This window comes from Luteimonas wenzhouensis (genome assembly GCF_007859305.1).
Taxonomy (GTDB): domain Bacteria; phylum Pseudomonadota; class Gammaproteobacteria; order Xanthomonadales; family Xanthomonadaceae; genus Luteimonas; species Luteimonas wenzhouensis.
Genome location: NZ_VOHE01000001.1, coordinates 244,945 through 267,920, shown reverse-complemented (window position 1 = coordinate 267,920; position 22,976 = coordinate 244,945). Strand labels below are relative to the sequence as shown.

16 protein-coding genes are annotated in these 22,976 nt (G+C 71.5%); 12 read left to right on the top strand and 4 right to left on the bottom strand.

All coding sequences use genetic code 11. From position 1 onward, the window contains the following. Positions 1–37: 37 nt before the first annotated feature. On the top strand, positions 38–1,291 hold the full coding sequence (locus FQY79_RS01170) for a lipoprotein-releasing ABC transporter permease subunit (protein ID WP_146309992.1): 1,254 nt from the start codon (positions 38–40) through the stop codon (positions 1,289–1,291). Between the two features lie 7 nt (positions 1,292–1,298). Further along, positions 1,299–2,036 (top strand): lipoprotein-releasing ABC transporter ATP-binding protein LolD, encoded by a 738-nt coding sequence (gene lolD / locus FQY79_RS01165; RefSeq protein ID WP_146309990.1) that lies wholly within the window; start codon positions 1,299–1,301, stop codon positions 2,034–2,036. A 102-nt stretch (positions 2,037–2,138) separates the two neighbouring features. Here the strand turns inward: lolD and rluB are convergent, their stop codons facing one another. The 3 genes from rluB to FQY79_RS01150 are packed head-to-tail and all read right to left on the bottom strand — an operon-like array spanning position 2,139 to position 5,526. Further along, a complete protein-coding gene (gene rluB, locus FQY79_RS01160) occupies positions 2,139–3,554 on the bottom strand; it encodes a 23S rRNA pseudouridine(2605) synthase RluB (RefSeq protein ID WP_146309988.1) in 1,416 nt (471 codons plus the stop codon). Further along, entirely contained in the window at positions 3,547–4,566 is a 1,020-nt protein-coding gene (gene scpB, locus FQY79_RS15535) for an SMC-Scp complex subunit ScpB (protein ID WP_246122962.1), read from the bottom strand. The genes rluB and scpB overlap by 8 nt, the downstream gene beginning before the upstream one ends. A 60-nt stretch (positions 4,567–4,626) precedes the next feature. Next, positions 4,627–5,526: a segregation and condensation protein A gene (locus FQY79_RS01150; protein ID WP_146309986.1), complete on the bottom strand. Its 900-nt coding sequence runs from the start codon at positions 5,524–5,526 to the stop codon at positions 4,627–4,629. Between the two features lie 342 nt (positions 5,527–5,868). Here FQY79_RS01150 and FQY79_RS01145 point away from each other — a divergent pair, with 342 nt between their 5' ends. The 10 genes from FQY79_RS01145 to FQY79_RS01100 all read left to right on the top strand — a co-directional run bounded on the left by FQY79_RS01145 (position 5,869) and on the right by FQY79_RS01100 (position 22,116). After that, positions 5,869–6,168, top strand: a complete 300-nt coding sequence (locus tag FQY79_RS01145; protein WP_146309981.1) for a YciI family protein — start codon at positions 5,869–5,871, stop codon at positions 6,166–6,168. A gap of 585 nt (positions 6,169–6,753) precedes the next feature. Beyond that, positions 6,754–9,027, top strand: a complete 2,274-nt coding sequence (locus tag FQY79_RS01140; RefSeq protein ID WP_146309979.1) for a glycoside hydrolase family 3 N-terminal domain-containing protein — start codon at positions 6,754–6,756, stop codon at positions 9,025–9,027. 34 nt (positions 9,028–9,061) lie between these two features. Further along, the gene (locus FQY79_RS01135) at positions 9,062–10,072 is read left to right on the top strand and encodes a LacI family DNA-binding transcriptional regulator (protein WP_146309977.1); all 1,011 of its coding nucleotides are present in this window, start codon (positions 9,062–9,064) and stop codon (positions 10,070–10,072) included. A 104-nt stretch (positions 10,073–10,176) separates the two neighbouring features. Then, complete coding sequence (locus tag FQY79_RS01130; RefSeq protein ID WP_146309975.1) at positions 10,177–13,110, top strand: TonB-dependent receptor; 2,934 nt, start codon at positions 10,177–10,179, stop codon at positions 13,108–13,110. Between the two features lie 67 nt (positions 13,111–13,177). Further along, positions 13,178–14,827 (top strand): glucoamylase family protein, encoded by a 1,650-nt coding sequence (locus FQY79_RS01125; protein WP_146309973.1) that lies wholly within the window; start codon positions 13,178–13,180, stop codon positions 14,825–14,827. A gap of 82 nt (positions 14,828–14,909) precedes the next feature. Further along, a complete protein-coding gene (locus FQY79_RS01120) occupies positions 14,910–16,205 on the top strand; it encodes a sugar ABC transporter substrate-binding protein (RefSeq protein WP_146309971.1) in 1,296 nt (431 codons plus the stop codon). Then, the gene (locus FQY79_RS01115; RefSeq protein WP_146309969.1) at positions 16,195–17,073 is read left to right on the top strand and encodes a carbohydrate ABC transporter permease; all 879 of its coding nucleotides are present in this window, start codon (positions 16,195–16,197) and stop codon (positions 17,071–17,073) included. Before FQY79_RS01120 ends, FQY79_RS01115 begins: the two co-directional genes overlap by 11 nt. Further along, positions 17,070–17,906 carry a carbohydrate ABC transporter permease gene (locus tag FQY79_RS01110; protein ID WP_146309967.1) on the top strand — a complete coding sequence of 279 codons (837 nt, stop codon included), beginning with the start codon at positions 17,070–17,072 and terminating at the stop codon, positions 17,904–17,906. Before FQY79_RS01115 ends, FQY79_RS01110 begins: the two co-directional genes overlap by 4 nt. 215 nt (positions 17,907–18,121) lie before the next feature. Next, positions 18,122–21,223, top strand: coding sequence for a discoidin domain-containing protein (locus tag FQY79_RS01105; protein ID WP_186759730.1), 3,102 nt, complete (start codon positions 18,122–18,124; stop codon positions 21,221–21,223). A gap of 209 nt (positions 21,224–21,432) precedes the next feature. Then, entirely contained in the window at positions 21,433–22,116 is a 684-nt protein-coding gene (locus FQY79_RS01100; RefSeq protein WP_146309965.1) for a hypothetical protein, read from the top strand. A gap of 187 nt (positions 22,117–22,303) precedes the next feature. Here FQY79_RS01100 and FQY79_RS01095 read toward each other — a convergent pair whose 3' ends face one another. Continuing rightward, the gene (locus tag FQY79_RS01095) at positions 22,304–22,960 is read right to left on the bottom strand and encodes a bifunctional 4-hydroxy-2-oxoglutarate aldolase/2-dehydro-3-deoxy-phosphogluconate aldolase (RefSeq protein ID WP_146309963.1); all 657 of its coding nucleotides are present in this window, start codon (positions 22,958–22,960) and stop codon (positions 22,304–22,306) included. Between the last annotated feature and the right edge of the window lie 16 nt (positions 22,961–22,976).

The window sequence follows — 22,976 nt, the reverse complement described above, 5'->3', positions numbered from 1 at the left end:
CGCGCACCGGCGCCTGGACGGCTGAGCGCGCGCCGGCATGTTCAAGCCCGTCCCCGTCGCCATCGGCCTGCGCTACCTGCGCGCCAAGCGCCGCAACGGCTTCATCTCGTTCGTGTCCCTGGCCTCGATCCTCGGCATCGCGATCGGGGTGATGGTGCTGATCACCACCCTGGCGGTGATGAGCGGGTTCCAGCGCGAGATCAAGGACCGGATGCTCGGCATGGTGGCGCACGCGACGGTCAGCGCCCACGGCGAAGCCATGGCCGGCTGGGCGCATGCGGTCGAGGTGGCCCGGCGCGACCCGCGCGTGGTCGGCGCTGCCCCCTACATCGATGCCCAGGCCCTGCTGCGCGGGCCGCGCCAGGAGCCGGCCGCGATCCGCGGCGTCCTGCCCGAGGCCGAGGCCGCGGTGTCGGAACTGGCCGCGTGGATGGTGCAGGGCAGCCTCGACGACCTGCGCCCGGGCGAGTTCAACATCGTGCTCGGCAAGGAGCTTGCGCAATGGCTGGGGGTGCGCGTGGGCGACCGGATCGTCGTCACCACCGATTTCCAGGTCACGCCGATGGGGGCGATGCCGCAGCTCAAGCGCTTCACCGTCAGCGGGATCTTCGAGGCCGGCTACCAGGACTTCGACCGCCGCCTGGCGGTGGTCCACATGGCCGACGCGCAACGGGTGATGCGGATGGGCGAGGGCGTGACCGGGGTGCGGCTCAAGCTGCACGACATGGACCGCGCCTGGGAGGTCGCCCGCGACCTGGCGGTGGCGCTCGAGCGCGAGGGCAATGGCTACTTCATGGTCAGCGACTGGAGCATGGAGAACGCCAACATGTTCCGCGCGCTCAAGCTGGAGAAGACGATGATCGGCATCCTGCTGTCGCTGATCATCCTGATGGGCGCGTTCTCGCTGCTCAATTCGCAGGTGATGCTGGTGACCGACAAGCTGGCCGACATCGCCATCCTGCGCACGCTGGGCCTGACGCCGCGCGGGGTGATGGGCGTGTTCATGGTCCAGGGCACCCTGATCGGGGTGATCGGCACCGTGCTGGGCGTGGTCGGCGGGCTGCTGCTGACCTTCAACCTGGAGCACATCCTGCGCGCGATCGAGGCGGCGTTCGAGGTGGTGCTGATGCCCGAGGACGTGTACTACGTGACCGGGCTGCCGATCGACCTGCAGGTCAACGACGTCGTCGTCATCGCGGTGGTGGCGTTGCTGATGGCGTTCCTGGCCACGATCTACCCGGCGTGGCGCGCGGCGCGCACCGCGCCCGCGGAGGCATTGCGCTATGAGTGAGCGGGCGATGGAGACAGCCACCGCGGGCCGCGGCGCGGCGCAGGCCGGCGGGGACGGGGTCGTGGTGCGGGCCGAGGGGCTGGGCAAGACCTACGCCGAAGGCAAGCTGCGCACGCCGGTGTTCGACGGACTGGACTTCCACGTCCACGCCGGCGAGACGGTGGCGATCCTCGGCGCCTCGGGCGCCGGCAAGAGCACCCTGCTGCACCTGCTCGGCGGGCTCGACACGCCCACCGCGGGCGAGGTGTACGTATGCGGCCAGAAGATGAGCGCGCTGTCGGACGCGGCGCGCGGGCAGCTGCGCAACCGCGCCCTGGGCTTCGTGTACCAGTTCCACCACCTGTTGCCGGAGTTCACCGCGCTGGAGAACGTGATGCTGCCGGTGCTGCTGGCCGGCACCGGCGTGGCCGAGGCCGAGGCGCGCGCGCGCGCGCTGCTCGAATCCGTGGGCCTGGGGCACCGCCTCGGGCACAAGCCGGGCGAGCTGTCCGGTGGCGAGCGCCAGCGCGCCGCGGTGGCGCGCGCGCTGGTGAACCGTCCGGCCTGCGTGCTCGGCGATGAACCCACGGGCAACCTCGACGAGCGCACCGCGGCGAACGTGTTCGAGCTGATGCTGGACCTCAACCGCGCCCAGCACACCAGCCTGGTGCTGGTGACCCACGACCGTCGCCTGGCGGCCAGGCTCGACCGTGTGGTCGAGCTGCACGAGGGCAAGCTGCGCGAAGTGGCGCGCGACGGGCTCTAGCCGGCCGCGGGTGGCCTGCCGCGCCACGGTGCCAGGCCCTGCTCGAATCGCTGTTTCGATCGACCGCGACCGCCGGGCACGCGCCCGGTGGTCCGATCCCGGCTAGCGGTTGCCGCCGCGGTTGCCGCGGTTTCCGCCAGGCCGCGGGCCCTTGGGACGCGGGCCGCGCGGGCGTGCCGGGCCCGGATGGTGCGAGGGCGCGGCGTGGTCGGAAGGGAACACGGGCGCATTGCCGGGATGCCCGTAGGGATGCGCCGCGGCACGCCCCTGGCCACCGCCCTTGCCGCGCTTCTTGGCCGGACCGCCCTTGCGCGGGTTGCGGCCGTCGGCATTGCGATGGCCGGCCGGGCCGGTGTCGACGCCCTCGGGTACGTACCAGGTGCGGAACGCGGCCGGATTGCCATCGGGCAGCGGCTTGGGACCCTTGGTCTTGCGCTGCTTGAGCGGCTTCTGCGACTGCTTGGCGGCCTGTTCGCCGCTCACCGTCAGCCCGCCGTGCGCCTTCTTGCCGCCGCGCCCGCGGCGATCCTCGCGCACGTGGTCGAAGCGCCGCAGTTCGCGTCCTTCGTCGGCGATGTTGTGGCCGTTGACGTAGCCTTGCGGGCGGTGGTCGCCGGCGATATGCAGGGTGGCCTTGGTGGCCCTGCGCTGACCGATCACCGGCAGCAGCGTGAGCGCCGGCGGCGGGCCTTCCTCGAGCTTGAGCGACTTGCGCAGTTCCTCGACCTGGGCGGGCGGCAATTCCATCGACTGCCCGCGCAGCAGGGTCTGCGGCAGCGACACCTGGCCGTAGCGGATGCGCTTGAGGCGGCTGACCTGGCAGCCCTGCGACTCCCACAGCCGGCGCACCTCGCGGTTGCGGCCTTCCTTGAGCAGCACCTGGAACCACTCGTTCGAATCGGTGCCGCCGATGCGGCGGATCTCGTCGAACTTCGCCGGGCCGTCCTCCAGCGCCACGCCGCGGCGCAGGCGGTCGACGATCTTCTCCGGCACGCTGTCCTCGCCCTCGGGCGCGCGCACGCGGCACACGTACTCGCGCTCGACCTCGAGCGAAGGATGCATCATCGCGTTGGCCAGCTCGCCGTCGGTGGTGAGCAGCAGCAGGCCGGTGGTGTTGATGTCCAGGCGGCCGATCGCGATCCAGCGCGCGCCCTTGAGCGCGGGCAGCGAGTCGAAGATGGTGGGGCGTCCTTCCGGGTCCTCGCGCGTGGTCACCTCGCCCTCGGGCTTGTTGTACATCAGCACCCGCGCCGGTTCGGTGAGCGCGCTGGCGACGAACTGGCGGCCGTCGATCTCGATCCGGTCGCCGCCCTTGACCGACATGCCGACCTGGGCGACCTCGCCGTTGACCTTGACCAGGCCGTCGGCGATGCGCTGTTCGAGCGCGCGGCGCGAACCCAGGCCCGCCTGCGCGAGCACCTTGTGGAGGCGCTCTTCCAGGCGCGGGGTATCGGCCGCTTTGTCGTCGCGGCGCTTGAGCGTCAGCTTGCGGCTGGCGGTGGGGTGTTGCTCACTCATGTTCGCTCCGGGTGCCATCGCCATCGGCGGCGGGGGCGTCTTGCGGGGCGGCCGCGGCGGCGTCGCCGTCGGCCGGGATGGGGGGATCGTTGGGGGTGGCCGGCGCGTGCCCGGCCGGATCGGCGAGGGGGGACGTGGCGTCGGCATCGGCGGGGAGGGAGGTCGCGGGACCATCGTCGCCGGTCGCGGCTGATGCCTCCGTGACGGCCGCGCCGTTCGCGGTCGGGGATCGGCCCGGTCCGGGGCCGTCGTCGTTGGCGGCGCGGTCGCCGGCATCGGCATCCGCGTCGCTGCCGGTCCGGGTATCGAGGCCAGCGTCGATGTCCGTCCCGGGACCGGGGGCGGATCCGTCCGACCCGGTGCCGGATGGCGCGTCGCCGGCAGTGGACTCTTCGGTCGCCCCGTCGCCCGACGGGTCCGCGTCCGCGCCGGCGATCCCGCCGACCGCGCGCTCGCCCTCGAATTCGAGCTGCGGTTCGAGCTCGGCGAAATCCTTGAGTTCCGACAATGGCGGCAGCTCGTCCAGGCGCTTGAGGCCGAAGTAGTCGAGGAAGGCCTTGGTGGTGCCCAGCAGCTCCGGCCGGCCCGGCACGTCGCGGTGGCCGACGACGCGGATCCACTCGCGTTCCTCCAGCGCCTTGATGATGTTGCTGCTGGTGGCCACGCCGCGTACCTGCTCGATCTCGCCGCGGGTGATCGGCTGGCGGTAGGCGATCAGGGCCAGGGTCTCCAGGGTGGCGCGGGTGTACCTGGTCTGGCGTTCGGTCCACAGCCGCGCCACCCAGGGATGCACGTCCGCCCTGACCTGGTAGCGCCAGCCGGAGGCGACCTCGACCAGTTCGATCCCGCGTCCCTCGCAGTCGGCCTGCAGCGCCTCGAGCGCGGCCTGGATGCTGCCTTCCGGCGCCGGTTCGTCGAGCGGGAACAGCCCGGACAGCTGGACGACCGTCAGCGGCTGGCTGGACGCCAGCAGCGCGGCCTCGACGATGCGGTTGATGAATTGTTGATCCATGCGTCTTGTCTGGCGGGATGGATGGCGGCGCGGCGCGGTGGTGGCGGCGCGTGGAACGCGTCACTCGGTGGCGTCGGCGGGCGGGTCGTCGAACTCGCTGGAGAACTCCAGCGGTTCGTCGGCCGGGCGCTGGCCGGCCAGCGACTTGAGGTAGATCGGCGCCAGCGGCGCTTCCTGGACGATGTCGATCAGGCGCTCCTTGGCCAGCTCGAGGATCGACAGGAAGGTCACCACCACGCCGAGGCGGCCTTCGCCGGGCTCGAACAGGGTCTCGAAGCGGTGGAAGGCGCCGTCGCCGAGCCGGGTCAGCAGTTCGCCCATGCGCTGGCGCACGCTCAGGGCGTCGCGGCGGATGGCGTGGCTGGTCAGCAGTTCGGCGCGCTTGAGCACGTCGTGCAGGGCCAGCAGCATCTCGCGCAGTTCCACCGGCGGCGGCAGCTTCACCGTGGCGCGGTCGGGGACGTAGGCCGAGACCGGCGAGGTGTCGCGCTCCATGCGCGGCAGGGCGTCGAGGTCCTCGGCGGCCTGCTTGAAGCGTTCGTACTCCTGCAGCCGGCGGACCAGGTCGGCGCGCGGATCCTCTTCCTCGTCCTCCTCGCTGGGCGGGCGGGGCAGGAGCATGCGCGACTTGATCTCGGCCAGGATCGCGGCCATCACCAGGTACTCGGCCGCCAGTTCGAAGCGCAGCTCCTGCATCACGCTGATGTAGTCGACGTACTGGCGGGTGATCTCGGCCACCGGGATGTCGAGGATGTCGAGGTTCTGGCGCCGGATCAGGTACAGCAGCAGGTCGAGTGGGCCCTCGAACGCCTCGAGGATCACCTCCAGCGCATCCGGCGGGATGTACAGGTCCTGGGGGATCTGCAGCACCGGTTGGCCGTGCACCACCGCCAGCCGCATTTCCTGCTGCTGGGGATGGGATGGCGCCGTCGCGGCGGTGTCCTGGGCGGGTTGGCTCATTCGCGGTTCGGCCCCCTCCGGGCCGTCTGGCTGGTCGATCGTTCCGCGCTGCGCACGCGGGTGCGCGGGCAGGGGACGCGCGCGGACTCGCGCGGATCCTGGCAACGCACTGGCTGGCAAAGCGTCTTGCGACCGGGCGCCACGCGCAGGCCATGCCGGATGCCGGCAGAAGACTGCTTGGGGGGCGTCGGGTCTGGCCGAAGGGCCGCGACTCTGCGTCCTGCTTGCGACGGGAGCGGCGATCGGCTACGGAACTTGGACCCTAGGGTAAGCGCTGCCCGGCGGGCTGTCCAGCGGGGGCGTTCTCCTAGAATGGCCGGGGTCATCAGGCGGAGCCCGGGGATGTGGTACGTGATCGAGGGATACGACGGAGCGCAGGTGCTGGAACGGCGCATGGCGGCGCGGGAGCAGCACCTGCAGCGGCTGGTGGCATTGCGTGACGCGGGCCGGCTGCTGCTGGCCGGTCCGTGCCCGGCGATCGATGCGGAGGATCCGGGGCCGGCGGGGTTCAGCGGCAGCCTGGTGGTGGCCGAGTTCGGGTCGCTGGAGGAGGCGCGGGCCTGGGCCGAGGCCGATCCGTACGTCGAGGCGGGGGTGTACGAACGGGTCGAGGTGCGGCCGTTCCGGCGGGTATTGCCCTGAGTTGAGGGCCTGGGGCACAGGGCACGGGACTTCGGAGGTCCTGTCGCGTCGGGACGGCCCCGCCGCAACCGTCAGGCCTGCTCCGCGAATGTCCCCCGGCCTCCGCCCTGGGCGGAGGCCTCCTCCTTGAGTTCGCTGCGCAGGCCTGCCGGCAGCGACGGGGCACGGCTCCGGACCGTCGGCTGTCGGACGTGGTGTTGCGTCCGGCGCCCGGGGGGGCGGGACTCCGGATGCGGACGGGCGATCGGAAGGGCCCCGCCGCAACCGTCAGGCCTGCTCCGCGAATGTCCCCCGGCCTCCGCCCTGGGCGGAGGCCTCCTCCTTGAGTTCGCTGCGCAGGCCTGCCGGCAGCGACGGGGCACGGCTCCGGACCGTCGGCTGTCGGACGTGGTGCCGCTTCTGGGGCACGGGCCGGAACTTCGGACGCGACCTGGCGAATGGCGAGCTGCATCAGCGGGAAGGAGGCGGGCTACGGGCGGACCGGCCCAGGTCCTGCGATGCTAAGAAAATGTTGCAACGTGCCATGCGTCACGCGCTGAAAACGTTTACAGTCCGGTCGTCCCGCTTTCCTGACCCGGACACCGCATGTCGCTTTCCACCCCCAGGTTCCTGTTGCCCCTGTTCACCGCGGCCCTGGTGGCCGCCCTCGGGATGCCCGTCGCGGCGGCGCCGGTCCGGCCCCACACGTCGGCCGGAGACGCGGAGGCCGAGCGGGCCTTCGTCGACGCGTTGCTGGCGCGGATGACCCTGGCCGAGAAGCTGGGGCAGCTCAACCAGCCGCCCGGCGTGGGCAACAACACCGGCCCGGCGGCAATGGCGGGCAGCGAGGAGCAGGTGCGCCAGGGCCAGATCGGGTCCTGGCTGGGGACGCAGGGGGCGGAGCTGACCTGCCGCCTGCAGAAGATCGCGGTCGAGGAATCGCGCCTCGGGATCCCGCTGCTGTTCGCCTACGACGTGATCCACGGGATGCGGACCGTCTTTCCCGTGCCGCTGGGCGAGGCGTCGAGCTTCGACCCGGAGGAAGTGCGCAACGCGGCGCGGGTCGCGGCGGTGGAGGCCACGGCGCATGGGGTGCACTGGACCTATGCGCCGATGGTCGACATCGCCCGCGACCCGCGCTGGGGGCGGATCGTGGAAGGCTCGGGCGAGGATCCGTACCTGGGTTCGGTGCTGGCGGCCGCGCGGGTACGCGGTTTCCAGGGCGACGACCTGGCCGCGCCCGACACCCTGCTCGCGACTGCCAAGCACTTCGTCGCCTACGGCGCGGCCGAGGGCGGGCGAGATTACGACGTCGCCGACATCTCCGAGCGCACCCTGCACGAGGTCTACCTGCCGCCGTTCAAGGCCGCGGTCGACGCCGGCGCGCAGTCGGTGATGGCCAGCTTCAACGAGATCGGCGGGATCCCGATGCATGCCCATCGCGGCCTGATCCAGGACCTGCTGCGCGGGCAGTGGGGCTGGGACGGGCTGCTGGTGAGCGACTACACCGGGGTGATGGAGCTGATGCCGCACGGCATCGCCGCCGACCGCGAGGAGGCCGGGCGTCGCGGGCTGCACGCGGGCGTGGACGTGGACATGGTCAGCGCGATCTACCTCAACGACCTGCCGGCGGCGGTCGAGGCGGGCAGGGTGCCCATGTCCGAGGTCGATGCCGCCGTGCGACGCGTGCTCAACGCCAAGTACCGGCTCGGCCTGTTCGAGGATCCCTACCGCTACTGCCGCGACGCAGGCCGCGAGCAGGCGCTGACGCTGGCGCCGGAACACCGCGCCGCGGCCCGGCGCATGGCGCAGAAGTCGATGGTGCTGCTGGAAAACGATGGCGCGGTGCTGCCGCTGTCGAAGGACATCGGCACGCTGGCGGTCATTGGCCCGCTCGCCGACGAGCCCTGGGCGATGCTCGGCAACTGGGTCGGCATCGGCCGGCCCGAGGACGCGGTCACGCCGCTGGCGGCGCTGCGCGAGCGCATCGGGCCGCGCACCAGGCTGCTGGTGGCCAAGGGGGCGCAGGTCGACGGCGACGACACCTCGGGCTTCGAGGAGGCCGTGCGCGCCGCACGCCAGGCCGACGCGGTGCTGATGTTCCTGGGCGAGCATCCGGAAATGAGCGCCGAGGCCAACAACCGCACCTCGCTCGACCTGCCGGGCGTGCAGGAGCAGCTGGCGCTGGCGGTCGCGGCGACGGGCAAGCCGGTGGTCGTGGTGCTGCTCAACGGCCGGCCGCTGTCTACCGGCGCGCTGCAGGGCAAGGTGGCCTCGATCCTGGAGGCGTGGTTCCCGGGGGTGGAGGGCGGCAATGCGCTGGTCGACGTGCTGTTCGGCGACGTCGCACCGTCGGGCAAGCTGCCGGTGACGGTGCCGCGCAACGTCGGCCAGGTGCCGATCTACCACGCGCGCCGCAACACCGGGCGTCCGCCGGAGAAGGACAACAAGTTCACCAGCAAGTACATCGACGTGCACTGGAGCCCGCTGTACCCGTTCGGGCATGGGCTGGGCTACACCACGTTCGAATACGGCGAACCGACGGTGGAGCGCGCGCGGGTGCCGCTCGACGACCCGCGCCAGGTGGTGCGGGTGCGGGTGACCAACACCGGTCCGCGCGCCGGCACCGAGGTGGTGCAGCTGTACCTGCGCGACGACGTCGCCAGCGTCACCCGGCCGGTGCGCGAATTGCGCGGCTTCCAACGGGTGGAGCTGCAGCCGGGCGAATCGCGCGAGGTCGAGTTCACCCTGGGGTTCGAGGACCTGGCGCTGTACGACGCGCGCATGCGGCGGGTGGTCGAGCCGGGCACGTTCACCGTGTTCGCCGGCGGCAGCTCGGCGGCGGTACAGTCGGCGCGGTTCGAGGTGGTGGCCCGGTGAACGCGGTCGCGCAGCGCATGGAAGGAGGCCGGCCATGAGCGTCACGATCAAGGACGTCGCGCGCCAGGCCAACGTGTCGGTGGCCACCGTCTCGCGCGCGCTCAACGGCCACCCGAACGTGGCCGAGGAGGTGCGCCAGCGGGTGTTCGACGTGGCCACGCGGCTGCGCTACAGCCCGCACCATGCCGCGCGCAGCCTCAGCAGCCGCCGCACCCAGACCATCGGCGTGGTCCTGCCGGACCTGTACGGGGAGTTTTTCTCCGAGCTCATGCGCGGGATCGACCAGGTCGCGCGCGAGCGCGGGCTGCACCTGCTGGTCTCCAGCTACCACGGCAACCCGGCCGAGCAGGGCGCCGCGCTGCGCACCATGCGCGGGCGCGTGGACGGCCTGCTGCTGATGTCGCCGTTCCTCGGCGCCACCGAGGCCCTGGCCAGCGAACTGCCGCCACTGCCGGTCGTGCTCATGAACCCCGCCGTGGCGGTGGAGGGGCTGGCGGCGGTGGGGGTGGACAATCACGGCGGAGCGATGGCGATGGTGCGGCATCTGCTGGAGGCAGGGCACCGGCGCATTGCCTTCATCGCCGGGCCGGAGGACAACTTCGACGCCGCCGAACGCCTGCGTGGCTATCGCGAGGCGATGGCGCAGGGCGCGCCCGACGTCGCGCCGCGGGTGCTGCCCGGCGACTTCGGCGAGGCCTCCGGCCACCGTGCCGGCAAGGCGCTGCTCGAGGGCGGAACGCTGCCCGACGCGGTCTTCGCGGCCAACGACATGATGGCGCTGGGCTGCCTGTTCGCCCTGGGCGAGGGCGGCCTCCGGGTGCCGGGGGACCTCGCCCTGGCGGGCTTCGACGACGTCCCGCTTTCGCGTTACGTACACCCGCCGCTCACGACGATGCGGGTCGAGATCGCCGAGTTGGGCGCGCTCGCGATCCGGCGCCTGCTCGAGGCAGGAACGGAAGCAGGGGGCGAGGACGTCGGGCCGCGGCTGCTGCAGCCGCGGCTCGTGGTGCGCGCGTCCTGCGGGGCGGTCCCGGACACGGGGTGAGGCGTGCCGCATCCCGCCGACCGCTGCTGGAGTCGAAGAAGAAGGTGCCCACGCGCCATTCCCCGTTTCAACGACAAGAGGACAGCCCTGGGAGGGGCCACACGATGAACCGCAAGTCCCGTATCGCGTCCCGCAGGCTCGAACGCAGCCTGCTCAGTTGCGCGCTGGCCGGCTGCATGCTGCTCTCGGCCCCCGCGATCGCCCAGTCCACGGGCGCCACCCTGCGCGGCAAGGTCGACAGCGGCGCGACCGTCACCGTCACCAACGTCGACACCGGACTGACCCGCACCGCGCGCTCGGCGGAAGGCAACTACGCGGTGACCGGCCTGCCGCCGGGCACCTACCGCATCGACGTGGTGGTGGACGGGCAGGCCAGTTCCCGTTCGGTGGTCCTGGCCGTCGGCCAGACCGCCACCGTGGACCTGGTCGACGCCGCCACGCCGGTCGTGGACGGTGGCGACGCCACCACGCTCGACGCGGTGCGCGTCACCGCCGCCCGGCTCACCGAGACCAAGACCTCGGAGATCGCCACCTACGTGTCCAACCGCCAGATCGAAGCGCTGCCGCAAAACTCGCGCAACTTCCTGGCGTTCGCCGACACCGTGCCCGGCATGGTGTTCACCACCGAACCCAACGGCAACACCCGCCTGCGCTCCGGCGCCCAGACCGCGTCGGGGATCAACGTCTACATCGACGGCGTGGGGCAGAAGAACTACACCCTGCCCGGTGGCGTCACCGGCCAGGACTCGAGCCGCGGCAACCCGTTCCCGCAGTCGGCGATCGGCGAGTACAAGGTCATCACCCAGAACTACAAGGCCGAGTTCGACCAGATCAGCAGCGCCGCGATCGTGGCGGCCACGCGTTCGGGCACCAACGAGTTCGAGGGCAGCTTCTTCTGGGACCGGACCAGCACCGACTGGCGCAAGGCCACCGAGTTCGAGGAGCGCGCCGGGGCCAAGGAGGAGTCGTCGCAGGAACAGTACGGCGTGTCCTTCGGCGGTCCGATCATCCGCGACGTCGCGCACTTCTTCATCGCATACGAGGCCAAGGAGATCAGCACCCCGCGCACGCTCGAGATCGGGCGCGGCTTCAGCCCGTCTGACCTGCCGCCGGCGCTGCGCGAGGCCTACGGGACCGGATCGCTGAGTTCGCCGTTCAAGGAGGACCTGTACTTCGGCAAGGTCGACTGGCTGGTCGGCGAGGACCACCTGTTCGAACTGACGTTCAAGCGCCGCGAGGAGAGCGACGTGGCCGGCGTCGGCGGGCAGACGCCGCTGATCGCGGGCGTCGACAACGTCAACGAGGAAACCCGCGTCGACCTGCGCTACCAGTTCACCCGCGGCGACTGGCTCAACGACGCCCACGTCACCTACGAGGAGGCGTTCTGGAGCCCGCGCCCGACGACGATGGAGCCCGGCTACGTGCTGGTCGACGGCGGGCGCAACGACGTGATCTTCCGCGGCGGCGGCAGCCCCAACTTCCAGGACAAGGGCCAGGAAGGCTGGTCGTTCCAGGACGACCTGACCTTCACCGGCTGGCTCGACCACACCCTGAAGATGGGCATCAAGTACAAGGCGGTGGAGGTCCGCGCGCAGGAGCGCAACTTCCACAACCCGCAGTTCTACTACGACATCAACGAGAGCACCACGGCGCCGTTCCTGGTGCAGTTCGGCGCGCCGCTGGCCGGCGTCGGGGACGGCAGCGTGGTCTCGCGCAACCGCCAGTTCGGCATCTACATCCAGGACGACTGGGACGTCACCGACCGGCTGCAGCTGAACCTGGGCGTTCGCTGGGACTACGAGGAGACCCCGAGCCACGAGGACTACGTCACGCCTGCCGAGGTGGTGGCGGCGCTGGAAGGCTCCGAGGCGATCAACAACCCCGCCTCGGGCATCAACATCTACGACTACATCAGCACCGGCAACAACCGCAAGCCCGACCGCAACAACTGGGCGCCGCGCCTGGGCTTCTCGTACGACCTGAGCGGCGACCAGCGCCACGTGCTGTTCGGCGGCGCGGGCCGTTCCTACGACCGCAACCTGTTCGACTACCTGCAGAACGAGGTGACGAAGGCCTCGTTCCCGCAGTTCACGTACGAGTTCGCCACGCCCGCGCATCCATGCGAGACCGCCAACTGCCTGGCATGGGATCCGGCGTACCTCGACCCCGAAGTCCTGCGCGCGGTGGCCGCGTCCGACGGCACCGGGCGCGAGGTCTACCTCAACCACAACAACCTGCGGGTGCCGTACTCCGACCAGTTCAGCCTCGGCATCCGCAACACGTTCGGCGACTGGAATACCGAGTTCACGCTGTCGCACATCCGCAGCAAGGACGGCGTGGCGGCGTTCCTCGGCAACCGCCGCGACGGTGGCCTGTTCTTCGCGCCGGGCACGACCTGGGGCCCGCCATGGGGCATGAACTTCGCGCCCTTCGGCACCCTGGCGCTGATCAACAACGCGCTCGAGACCAGGTCGAACTCGGTGCTGGTGAAGGCCGAGAAGCCCTACACCAGCGCGTCGGGCTGGGGCGCAACGGTCGCCTACACGTTCACCGACGGCGAGCAGAACAGCAACATCACCGGCTGGCCGGGTGCGTTCGACTACCCGACGATCGACGGGTTCGGCTGGTTCCCGGCGCGCTACGCGCCCAAGCACCGGCTGGTGGCCACCGGCATCTACGACGCGCCTTACGGGATCACGCTGTCGGCCAAGCTGACCCTGGCCTCGCACACGCCCGACTACGGCATCAACTGCTACGACGCGCCCGACTTCGACAACTGCTTCTTCGACTGGTTCATCCCGGAGGGCACCATCGGCTTCAAGCAGTTCGACATCGCCGCGGCCAAGGAATGGACGCCGTCCGACCAGATCCGGTTCCGCGTCCGCGCCGACCTGCTGAACGTGTTCAACTGGGTCAACTACGCGGACTTCAACGACTGGTACGGCGCGCCGGGCGAGCGCGACCCGAACTGGGGACGCCCGAGCAGCCAGCACCTGCCCACGCGGCAGTTCAAGCTGTCGTTCGGGATCGATTGGTGAGGAGCAGGGCGTGCAGGAACGGTTGATCGTGGCCGGGGAGGAGGGGCGCCGCACGGGAAGGGGCGAGATGCAGGTTGGGCGGAGGTCCTGGAGCCGGGCGCTCGCGCTCGCGGGTTTGCTCCTGCTGCTGGCCGCGTGCCGGCAGCAGGCGCCCGAGCCCGAACAGCCGGTGGTAGAGCCGCCCAGGCCGGGCCCGATCCCGCAGGTGGTCGAGCCGGAGCCCGAGCCGCGGCCGGAGGAGCCGCCGGGCCCGCCCGAGCTGCCGCCGCTGTTCCGCGACATCGAGCGCCGCACGTTCCAGTTCTTCTGGGACACCACCAACGAGGTGAACGGGCTGACGCCCGACCGCTTCCCCTCGCGTCCGTTCGCGAGCATCGCCTCGGTCGGTTTCTCGCTCACCGCGTACCCGATCGGGATCGAGAACGGCTGGGTCAGCCGGACCCAGGCGGTCGACCGGACGCTGACCACGCTGCGCTTCCTGGCGGACGCGAGGATGGGGCCGCAGGCGACCGGGCGCAGCGGCTACAAGGGCTTCTTCTACCATTTCCTGGACATGCAGACCGGCCATCGCTACGACAGCTGGGTGGAACTGTCGAGCGTGGACACGGGCCTGCTGTTGATGGGCGTGCTGTTCGCGCAGTCCTACTACACCGGCGACGATCCGCGCGAGGTGGAGATCCGGGAGCTGGCCGACCGCATCTACCGGCGGGTCGAGTGGCCCTGGCTGCAGCGGCGCCCGCCGTTGATCTCGATGGGGTGGTATCCCGAACGCGGCTTCATCGCCCACGACTGGAAGGGCTACAACGAGGCGATGCTGGTCTACATCCTCGCCCTGGGCTCGCCCACGCACCCGGTCGGTCCGGAGGCCTGGGAAGTGTGGACGCAGACCTACGAGCGCGACTGGGGCGTGTTCCAGGGCCAGGAGTATCTGAGCTTCGGGCCGCATTTCGGCCACCAGTACACGCACGTGTGGATCGACTTCCGCGGCATCCGCGACGATTACATGCGCATGCGCGGCATCGACTACTTCGAGAACAGCCGCCGCGCCACCTACGCCCAGCGCGCCTACGCCATCGAGAACCCGATGAAATGGGACGACTACGGCGAGAACGTCTGGGGCCTGACCGCCAGCGACGGGCCGCAGCGCACCACCCAGCAGTTCAAGGGCGAGCAGCGCGAGTTCCGCCATTACAGCGCACGTGGCGCGGGCCTGTCCGACGCCTTCGACGACGGGACCATCGCACCAACCGCCGCGGTGGGATCGATCGCCTTCGCGCCCGAGATCGTGATCCCGGCGACCCAGGAGCTGTACGAGCGCTACGGCGAGTACCTGTACTCCAGCTACGGCTTTCTCGACGCGATCAACCCGAGCTTCCGCTACGACATCCCGCTCAAGACCGGGCGCCTGATCCCGGGACGCGGCTGGGTCGCCAGCGACTACATCGGGATCGACCAAGGGCCGATCCTGACCATGATCGCCAACTACCGAAACGAGTTCGTGTGGAAGGTGATGCGGGAGAACCCGTACATCCGGCGCGGGCTCGAGCGGGCCGGCTTCACCGGCGGCTGGCTGTCGCCGCCGGGCGAGGCCGCGGATTCGGGAGAACCCGATCCGGAGGCCGCCGCGGTCGAGGACATCGGCATCGCGCAGTCGCGCGCGCACGAGGAAGAGGAAAAGCCGCCGGCGGAGCCGCGGGCCTCGGATCCGCCGCAGTAGGCTCTGCCACAATGGCACGGGGCAGGGTGGCCGGTGGGCGCGTGGCGCCGCCGGCCCGGCAGGCGGAACGGGACCCGGATTGATGCGATTGCGCTGGCCAATCATCTTCGGGGCGATGCTCGTGGCCATGCTGCCGGTGCTGCTCGCCGCCTGCGCCCGCGACGACGGCGCGACCACGATCCGCTTCTGGGCCATGGGCCGCGAGGCGGAAGTGGTGGCCGACCTGCTGCGCGACTTCGAGCGCGAGCATCCCGGCATCCGGGTGGAGCTGCAGCAGATCCCCTGGACCGCGGCGCACGAGAAGCTGCTCACCGCCTGGGCCGCGGACGCGCTGCCGGACGTGTGCCAGCTGGGCAACACCTGGATCGCCGAGTTCGCCACGCTCGGGGCGCTGGAGCCGCTGCAGGCGCGCGTTGACGCGTCGGCGGTCGTCGAGGAGGACGACTACTTCCCCGGCATCTGGGGCACCAATGTGGTCGACGGCGTGCTCGTGGGCGTGCCCTGGTACGTCGACACCCGGCTGCTGTTCTACCGCCGCGACCTGCTCGAGCGCGCCGGCGTGCGCGAGCCGCCGCGGACCTGGGCGCAGTGGGAGCAGGCGATGGAGGCGCTCGTGCGGCAGGCCGGCCCCGGGCAGCATGCGATCCTGCTGCCGCTCAACGAGTTCGAGCCGCAGCTGTCGTTCGCGCTGCAGGCCGGCGATCCGCTGCTGCGCGACGACGACGGACGCGGCAACTTCCGCAGCCCGGGCTTCGCGCGCGCGCTGGCGTTCTACGCCGGCCTGTTCGAGCGTGGCTTCGCCCCGCCGGTGTCGGAGACCCAGATCTCGAACGTGTGGGACGAATTCTTCCGCGGCAGTTTCGCCTTCTACCTGTCCGGGCCATGGAACATCCGCGAGTTCCGCCGCCGCCAGCCGCCCGGGATGGAGGGCGCCTGGGGGACGATGCCGCTCCCCGGTCCGGACGGCCCCGGCGCCGGCATCGCCGGCGGCACCAGCCTGGTGCTGGCGCGCGGCTCCCGCCACCAGGACGAGGCGTGGCGGCTGGTCGAGTTCCTGTCGCGGCCCGACATCCAGCAGCGCTTCCACGCCATGATCGGCAACCTGCCGCCGCGCCGCAGCACCTGGTCGCATCCGGCGCTCGCCAGCGACCCGCTGGCGCATGCGTTCCGCGAACAGCTCGAGCGGGTGCGGCCGACGCCGCAGGTGCTGGAGTGGGAGCGGATCGTGCAGGAGATGCGCCTGGTGACCGAACGGGTGGTGCGCGGCGGCCTGTCACAGGAGGCGGCGATGGCCGAACTGGACGGGCGCGTGGACGCGATCCTCGAGAAGCGGCGCTGGGTGCGCGCGCGCGACGCGGAGGCGGCCGGTGCACGCTAGGCTGGTGGCGTGGGTGTTCGCGGGCCCGGCGCTGCTGGTGCTGGCGGTATTCTTCGCCCTGCCGGTGGCCGCGGCGCTGCTGCTGAGCCTGACCGACTTCGACCTGTACGCCCTGGCCGATCCCGCCCACCTGCGCTTCGTCGCCCTCGGCAACTACCTCGACCTGCTGCGCACGCCGCTGTTCTGGAAGTCGCTGGGCAACACCTTCTATTTCGTGCTGGTGGGCGTGCCGGTCTCGATCGCACTGTCGCTGGCCGCGGCCCTGCTGCTCGACTCGCCGCTGGCGCGGATGCGCGCGGCGTTCCGGACCGCGCTGTTCGCGCCGGTGGTCACGACCGTGGTCGCGGTCGCGGTGATCTGGCGCTACCTGTTCCACACCAGCTACGGCCTGGTGAACTGGGCCCTGGGCCATGTCGGCATCGCCCCGGTGGACTGGCTGGGCGACCCGCGCTGGGCGATGCCGACGATCATCGCGTTCGCGGCCTGGAAGAACTTCGGCTACAACATGGTGATCCTGCTGGCCGGCCTGCAGGCCATCCCCCGGGACCTGTACGAGGCCGCGCGCATCGACGGCGCTTCGCGCTGGCGCCAGTTCCTCCACATCACCCTGCCGCAGCTGGGGCCGGTGCTGCTGGTGGTGGGGGTGATCACGGTCTCGGGTTACTTCCAGCTGTTCGCCGAGCCCTACGTGATGACCCGCGGCGATCCGCTGCAGAGCACGGTCAGCGTGCTGTACCACATGTTCGAGGAAGGCTTCCGCTGGTGGAACCTGGGGCGCGCCTCGGCCATCGCCTTCGTGCTGTTCGTGGTGATCCTGGCCGCGACCACGCTGCTGCTGCGCTTCGGGCGCCGCAGGGGGGCGCTGTGAGCCGGCCGGTCGGGGAGACGCGCTGGCGCGCCGCCGGCGTCAACGCGGCGCTGCTGGCGCTGGCGGCGCTGAGCCTGGCGCCGCTGGCGTGGATGCTGTCGGTCTCGTTCATGCCGCGCGGCGAGGCCGCGCAGTTCCCGCCGCCGCTGCTGCCTTCGGCGCCCACCCTGGACAACTACCGCGAACTGTTCGCGCGCACCGGCATGGCGCGCCATTTCGGCAACAGCCTGCTGCTGGCGGTGTCGATCACCGGCCTGTCGCTGCTGGTGAACACGATGGCCGGCTACGCCTTCGCCAAGCTGCGCTTCCGCGGCCGCGAGCGGCTGTTCCAGCTCCTGCTCGCGGCGCTGGTGGTGCCCGCGCAGGTGGCCATGCTGCCGCTGTTCCTGCTGATGAAGCAGCTGGGCCTGGTGGACAGCTACTGGGGCGTGATCCTGCCGGCGATGGCGAGCGTGTTCGGGATCTTCCTGGTGCGCCAGTACGCGCGCTCGATCCCGGACGAGCTGATCGAGGCGGCGCGGATCGACGGCGCCGGCGAGCTGCGGATCTTCTTCCGGATCGTGCTGCCGCTGCTGCGCCCGGTGCTGGCCACGCTGGCGGTGTTCACCTTCATGGCCTCGTGGAACGATTTCATGTGGCCGCTGATCGTACTCACCGGCCAGGAGCACTACACCCTGCCGGTCGCCCTGGCCTCGCTGTCGCGCGAGCATGTGATGGACGTGGAGCTGATGATGGCCGGTGCGGTGGTCACCGTGGCGCCGGTGCTGGCGCTGTTCCTGCTGCTGCAGCGCCACTACCTCCACGGCCTGCTGCTGGGGAGCGTGAAGGGATGAGCAGGCGATCGCCGGGCTTCCGGCCGCACGCAAGGGCTGGCATCCTGCGGCCGGAGCCCGACAATGCTGTCCTGGTCTGACCCGACCTACAGGAGCATCCGCATCCGACGATGACCGACTGCCGGCGCCCGCGTCGCTTCCGTTTTGCGCATCCACGCCACATGGCCGCGACCTGCGGGTTGCTCGCGTGCCTGTGGGCGATGCCTGCGCTGGCGATGCAGGAGGAGCCGGACGCGCACGCATCCGCGCCGGAGCCGCGCCTGCTCGACGGGTTCGAGGATGCCTCTCCCTGGCGCGTGGTGGCCTCCGACCAGGTTCTTGGCCAGCTGCGCACCGGAGCCGGGGCCGAGGGGCGCGCGCTGTGCCTGGACTACGACTTCAATGGCGTCTCGGGCCATGTCGGGATCCAGCGCGACCTGCCGTTGGCGCTGCCGCCCGACTACCGGTTCTCGTTCCAGCTGCGCGGCGACTCGCCGGACAACGACCTCCAGTTCAAGCTGGTCGACGCCAGCGGCGACAACGTCTGGTGGGTGAACCGGCCGCGGCACGCGTTCCCGCGCCAGTGGACCACCGTGCAGTACCGGCGCCGGCACGTCGAGAAGGCCTGGGGGCCGGATCCCGATCCGGTGCTGCGCGAGGCGGCCAGGCTCGAGTTCACCATCGCCAGCCACGCCGGCGGCCGCGGCAGCGTCTGCTTCGACCAGCTGGTCCTGGAGGCGCTGCCGGGCGACGACGACGGCCCGCTGCGGGCCACGGCGCTGGCCACGGCGGGCGAGGCCGGGCTGGCAGTGGACGGCCTGATGGCCACCGCCTGGCGTGCCGGGCAGGGCGTGCTGCCGCAGCGCCTGGTGCTGGACCTGGGCCGGCCGCGCGAGTTCGGTGGCCTGCGCCTGCGTTGGGAGGGCAGGGACCACGCCTCGCGCTACCACGTCAGCCTGTCGCACGACGGCAGCGGCTGGCGGCATGCACGCACGGTGCAGGACGGCAACGGCGGCGACGACTGGATCGCGCTGCCCGAGTCGGAGGCGCGGTACGTGGCCCTGGACCTGGTCGAGGGGCCGACCCGCCGCTTCGCCCTGGCCGAGGTGCAAGTGCAGCCGCTGGCGTTCGCAGCCACGCCCAACGACTTCATCGCCGCGATCGCCGCGCAGTCGCCGCGCGGGCACTTCCCGCGCGGGTTCCGCGGCGAGCAGCCCTACTGGACCGTGCTCGGGCTCGACGGCGGCCTGCAGCAGGGTCTGCTGGGAGAGGATGGCGCGCTCGAGGTCGCCCGCGGCGGCTTCAGCCTCGAACCGTTCGTGCTGGTGGATGGTGCACTGGCGACCTGGGCCGACGTGGAGACCGGCCAGTCGCTGGAGGACGGCGACCTGCCCATTCCCACCGTGCACTGGCGACGCGCGGACCTGTCGCTCGACGTCACCGCGTTCGCGCACGGCGAGCCGCGCGAATCGCAGCTGGTCGCCCGCTACCGCCTGGCCAACCCGGGCGGCAAGGCGCGTGAGTACACCCTTGCGCTGGCGGTGCAGCCGTTCCAGGTCAACCCGCCGGCGCAGTTCCTCAATACCCCCGGCGGGGTGAGCCCGATCCGGTCGCTGGCGATCGACGGCGGCACGGTATCGGTGGACGGGCGCCCGCGCGTGTTCGCCAAGCAGCTGCCGGGGGCCGCGTTCGCGACCAGCTTCGATGGCGGGATGGTCGCCTCGCACCTGGCCGCGGGCACGCGCCCGCCGGCCCGGTCGGTGGTCGATCCGGAAGGGCTGGCCTCGGGGGTGCTGCTGTACCGGATGCGGCTGGCGCCATGGGAAGCGCGCACGGTGGAGGTGATGGTGCCGCTCACCGGCACCGGCGCGCTGGCGCGGCGCTGGTGGGACGGGGCGCAGCTGCAGGAAGAGACCGCGGCCATGTGGCGATCGCGGCTCGACCGGGTGTCGTTCAGCCTGCCGCCGCAGGGCCGGCCGGTGGCCGATGCGCTGCGCACCGCGCTGGCGCACATGCTGGTCTCGCGCACCGGCCCGCGGCTGCAGCCGGGCACGCGTTCGTATGCGCGCAGCTGGATCCGCGACGGGGCGATGATCGCGGAAGGGCTGCTGCGCCTGGGCCATGCCGACGTGGTGCGCGAGTACCTGGAGTGGTACGCGCCCTACCAGTTCGACAGCGGCAAGGTGCCCTGCTGCGTGGACGACCGCGGCAGCGACCCGGTGCCGGAGAACGACAGCCACGGACAGCTGGTCTTCGCCATAGCCGAGTACTGGCGCCATACCGGCGACGACGCCTTCCTGGAGCGCATGTGGCCGCACGTGGAGGCCGCCTGGCGCTACATGGAGGAGTTGAGCCGGTCCGAGCGCACCGCCGCCAACCGCAGGCGCGACCGCGCGTTCTACGGGATGATGCCGGCCTCGATCAGCCACGAGGGCTATTCGGCCAAGCCGATGCACTCGTACTGGGACAACTTCTGGGCCCTGCGCGGCTACAAGGACGCGGTCGAGGTGGCCCGGGCGCTGGGCCGCGAGGAGGATGCCAAGCGCATGGCCGAGGCGCGCGACCGCTTCCAGGCCGACCTGCTCGACTCGCTGCGCGCGGCCACGCGCCGGCACGGTATCGACTACCTGCCGGGCGCGGCCGAGCTCGGCGACTTCGATCCGACCTCGACCACCATCGCGCTCGCGCCGAGCGGCGAGCAGGCCCGGCTGCCGCACGAGCTGCTGCACGGCACCTTCGAACGCTACTGGCGCCACTTCACCGCGCGCCGCGACGGTCGCATGGAATGGAAGGACTACACGCCCTACGAGTGGCGCAACGTCGGCGCGTTCGTGCGCCTGGGCTGGCGCGGCCGGGCGAAGGAGGCGTTCGACTGGTTCTTCGCCCACCGCACGCCCCGCGCCTGGAACCAGTGGGCGGAGGTGGTGTCGCGCACGCCGCGCGCGCCGTTCTTCGTCGGCGACCTGCCGCACGCCTGGGTCGCGTCGGATTTCGTGCGCTCGACCCTGGACATGTTCGCCTACGCGCGCGAACACGACGACAGCCTGGTGCTGGCCGCCGGCATACCCGCCGAGTGGCTGGAGGGAGAGGGCGTCGGCATCGCCGGCCTGCGCACGCCGGCGGGGCCGCTGTCCTACCGCCTCAAGCGCGTGGACGGCGTGCTTGTGCTGGAGGTCGATGACACCGGCGTGCGCCTGCCCGCAGGCGGGATGGTGCTGCCCTGGCCGCTGGACGGCGCACCCGGCGCCACCACCGTCAATGGCGCGCCGGCGGAATGGGAAGACCGCGAGCTGCGCATCCGCGCGCTGCCGGCGCGGGTGGAGGTCGCGCTACCCTGACGCGGGACGTGGCCCCGCGGCATCGCGGGCCGCGCGAATCCGGAGCGGTCGGGTCCGCGCGATCCACCGCCGGGTCGAACGGGAGCGCCGGCGCGCATCCTTCCTTCGGACCGGAAGCGCGAGGGCGCGCGCACGCGCGGTCCGGGGACACGGAGATTGCGCACCGGCTGCGTTGTAGTCTTGGCCCGTCACGTGACCTGCGCATGCGCATGACCCCTGTGCCCCAACGTCCGGTTGCGCTGTGGCCGCTGCCGCTGTCGGTGGCGGTGCTGTTCACCGTGGCCGCGCATCTCGCGCTGTGGCTGTCGATCCGCGACGGATGGATCGAGGCCTGCGTGCCGTATGTCGAAGGCTGCACCTCGATCAGCCGCGCTGCGCGCCATGGCCTGGGCAACCACGTGTTCCGGCTGATGGTGTTGCCATGCGCGGCGCTGGTCGGGCTGCACTGGTGGCTGGCCGCGCGATGGCTCGGGCGCGGCGCGGCGGTGGTGGCGTGGATGGGCGCGGCGGCGGCGATGGCCCTGGCCCTGTACGCCGCCTTCCTCGGCACCGAAGGCGAGGCCTACCGCTTCCTGCGCCGTTACGGCGTGGTCTGCTTCTTCGGCTTCGGCTACCTCGCCCAGCTGGTGTTCCTGGCCCGACTGCGCGCGGGCGGTCAGGGTGGCGCGCCGGTGTGCGCGATGCTGGCGGTGGCGCTGCTGATGCTGGCGCTGGGACTGGCGAACGTGGCCACTGGCGCGCTGGTCGACGACGGCAGGCTCAAGGACCGGATCGAGAACGTGCTCGAGTGGCACCTGGGCTGGCTGCTGGCGGCCTGGTACCTGTTGCATGCGTGGCTGTGGAGACGGCTCGGGGTGGCGCTCGCGTTCGCGCCGCCGCCGCCGCGGCGCTGAGGCAGGAGCCAGGAGGCAGGAGGCAGGAGGCAGGAGGGCGCCGGCCCCTTGGGCCGATCCCTGTAGGAGCGGCTTCAGCCGCGACCGTGAAGCCGGACGGAAATGGTCGCCTGACGGCCATGCGTCTCCTGGGTCGCGGCTGAAGCCGCTCCTACAGTCGCGACAGCCGGGCCCGGGTGGGGCGAGGTCAGCCGCGGGCCGCGGCCACGATCGCGGCCGCGCGCGCGGCGCTTTCGCGCACGCGGGCCCAGTCGCCGGCCGCCAGCCAGTCCTTCGGCACCATCCACGATCCGCCGATGCACAGCACGTTGGGCTGGGCGAGGAACTCGGCGGCGTTGGATTCGCTGATGCCGCCGGTGGGACACAGCTTCAGCTGGCCCAGCGGCCCGGCCAGGCCCTTGAGCATCGCCAGGCCGCCGACCGCGCTGGCCGGGAACAGCTTGCAGCAGCGGAAGCCGCGCGCCAGCAGCGACATGAACTCGGTCGGCGTGGCGCCGCCCGGCACGGCCGGGATCGGCGCGCGCGCCAGCGCCTCGGCCAGCGCCGGCGGCGTGCCGGGCGTGACCAGGAAGTCGGCCCCCGCATCCACCGACTGGCGGATCTGCGCCTCGTCGAGCACGGTGCCGGCACCGATCACGATGTCGGGCAGGGCCTTCTTCAGCGCCTCGAGCGTCGCGAGCGCGGCGGGCGTGCGCAGGGTCAGCTCCAGCGCGGTCAGCCCGCCTTCGAGCAGCGCGTCGGCGATGCGTTGCCCCTGTTCGACGCTGTCGACGGTGATCACCGGCAGGATGCCGGCGGAGACCAGGATCTGTTCGGCGCGGGTCTGGAGCGATTCGAGGGTCATTGGCGTGGCGCTGGTT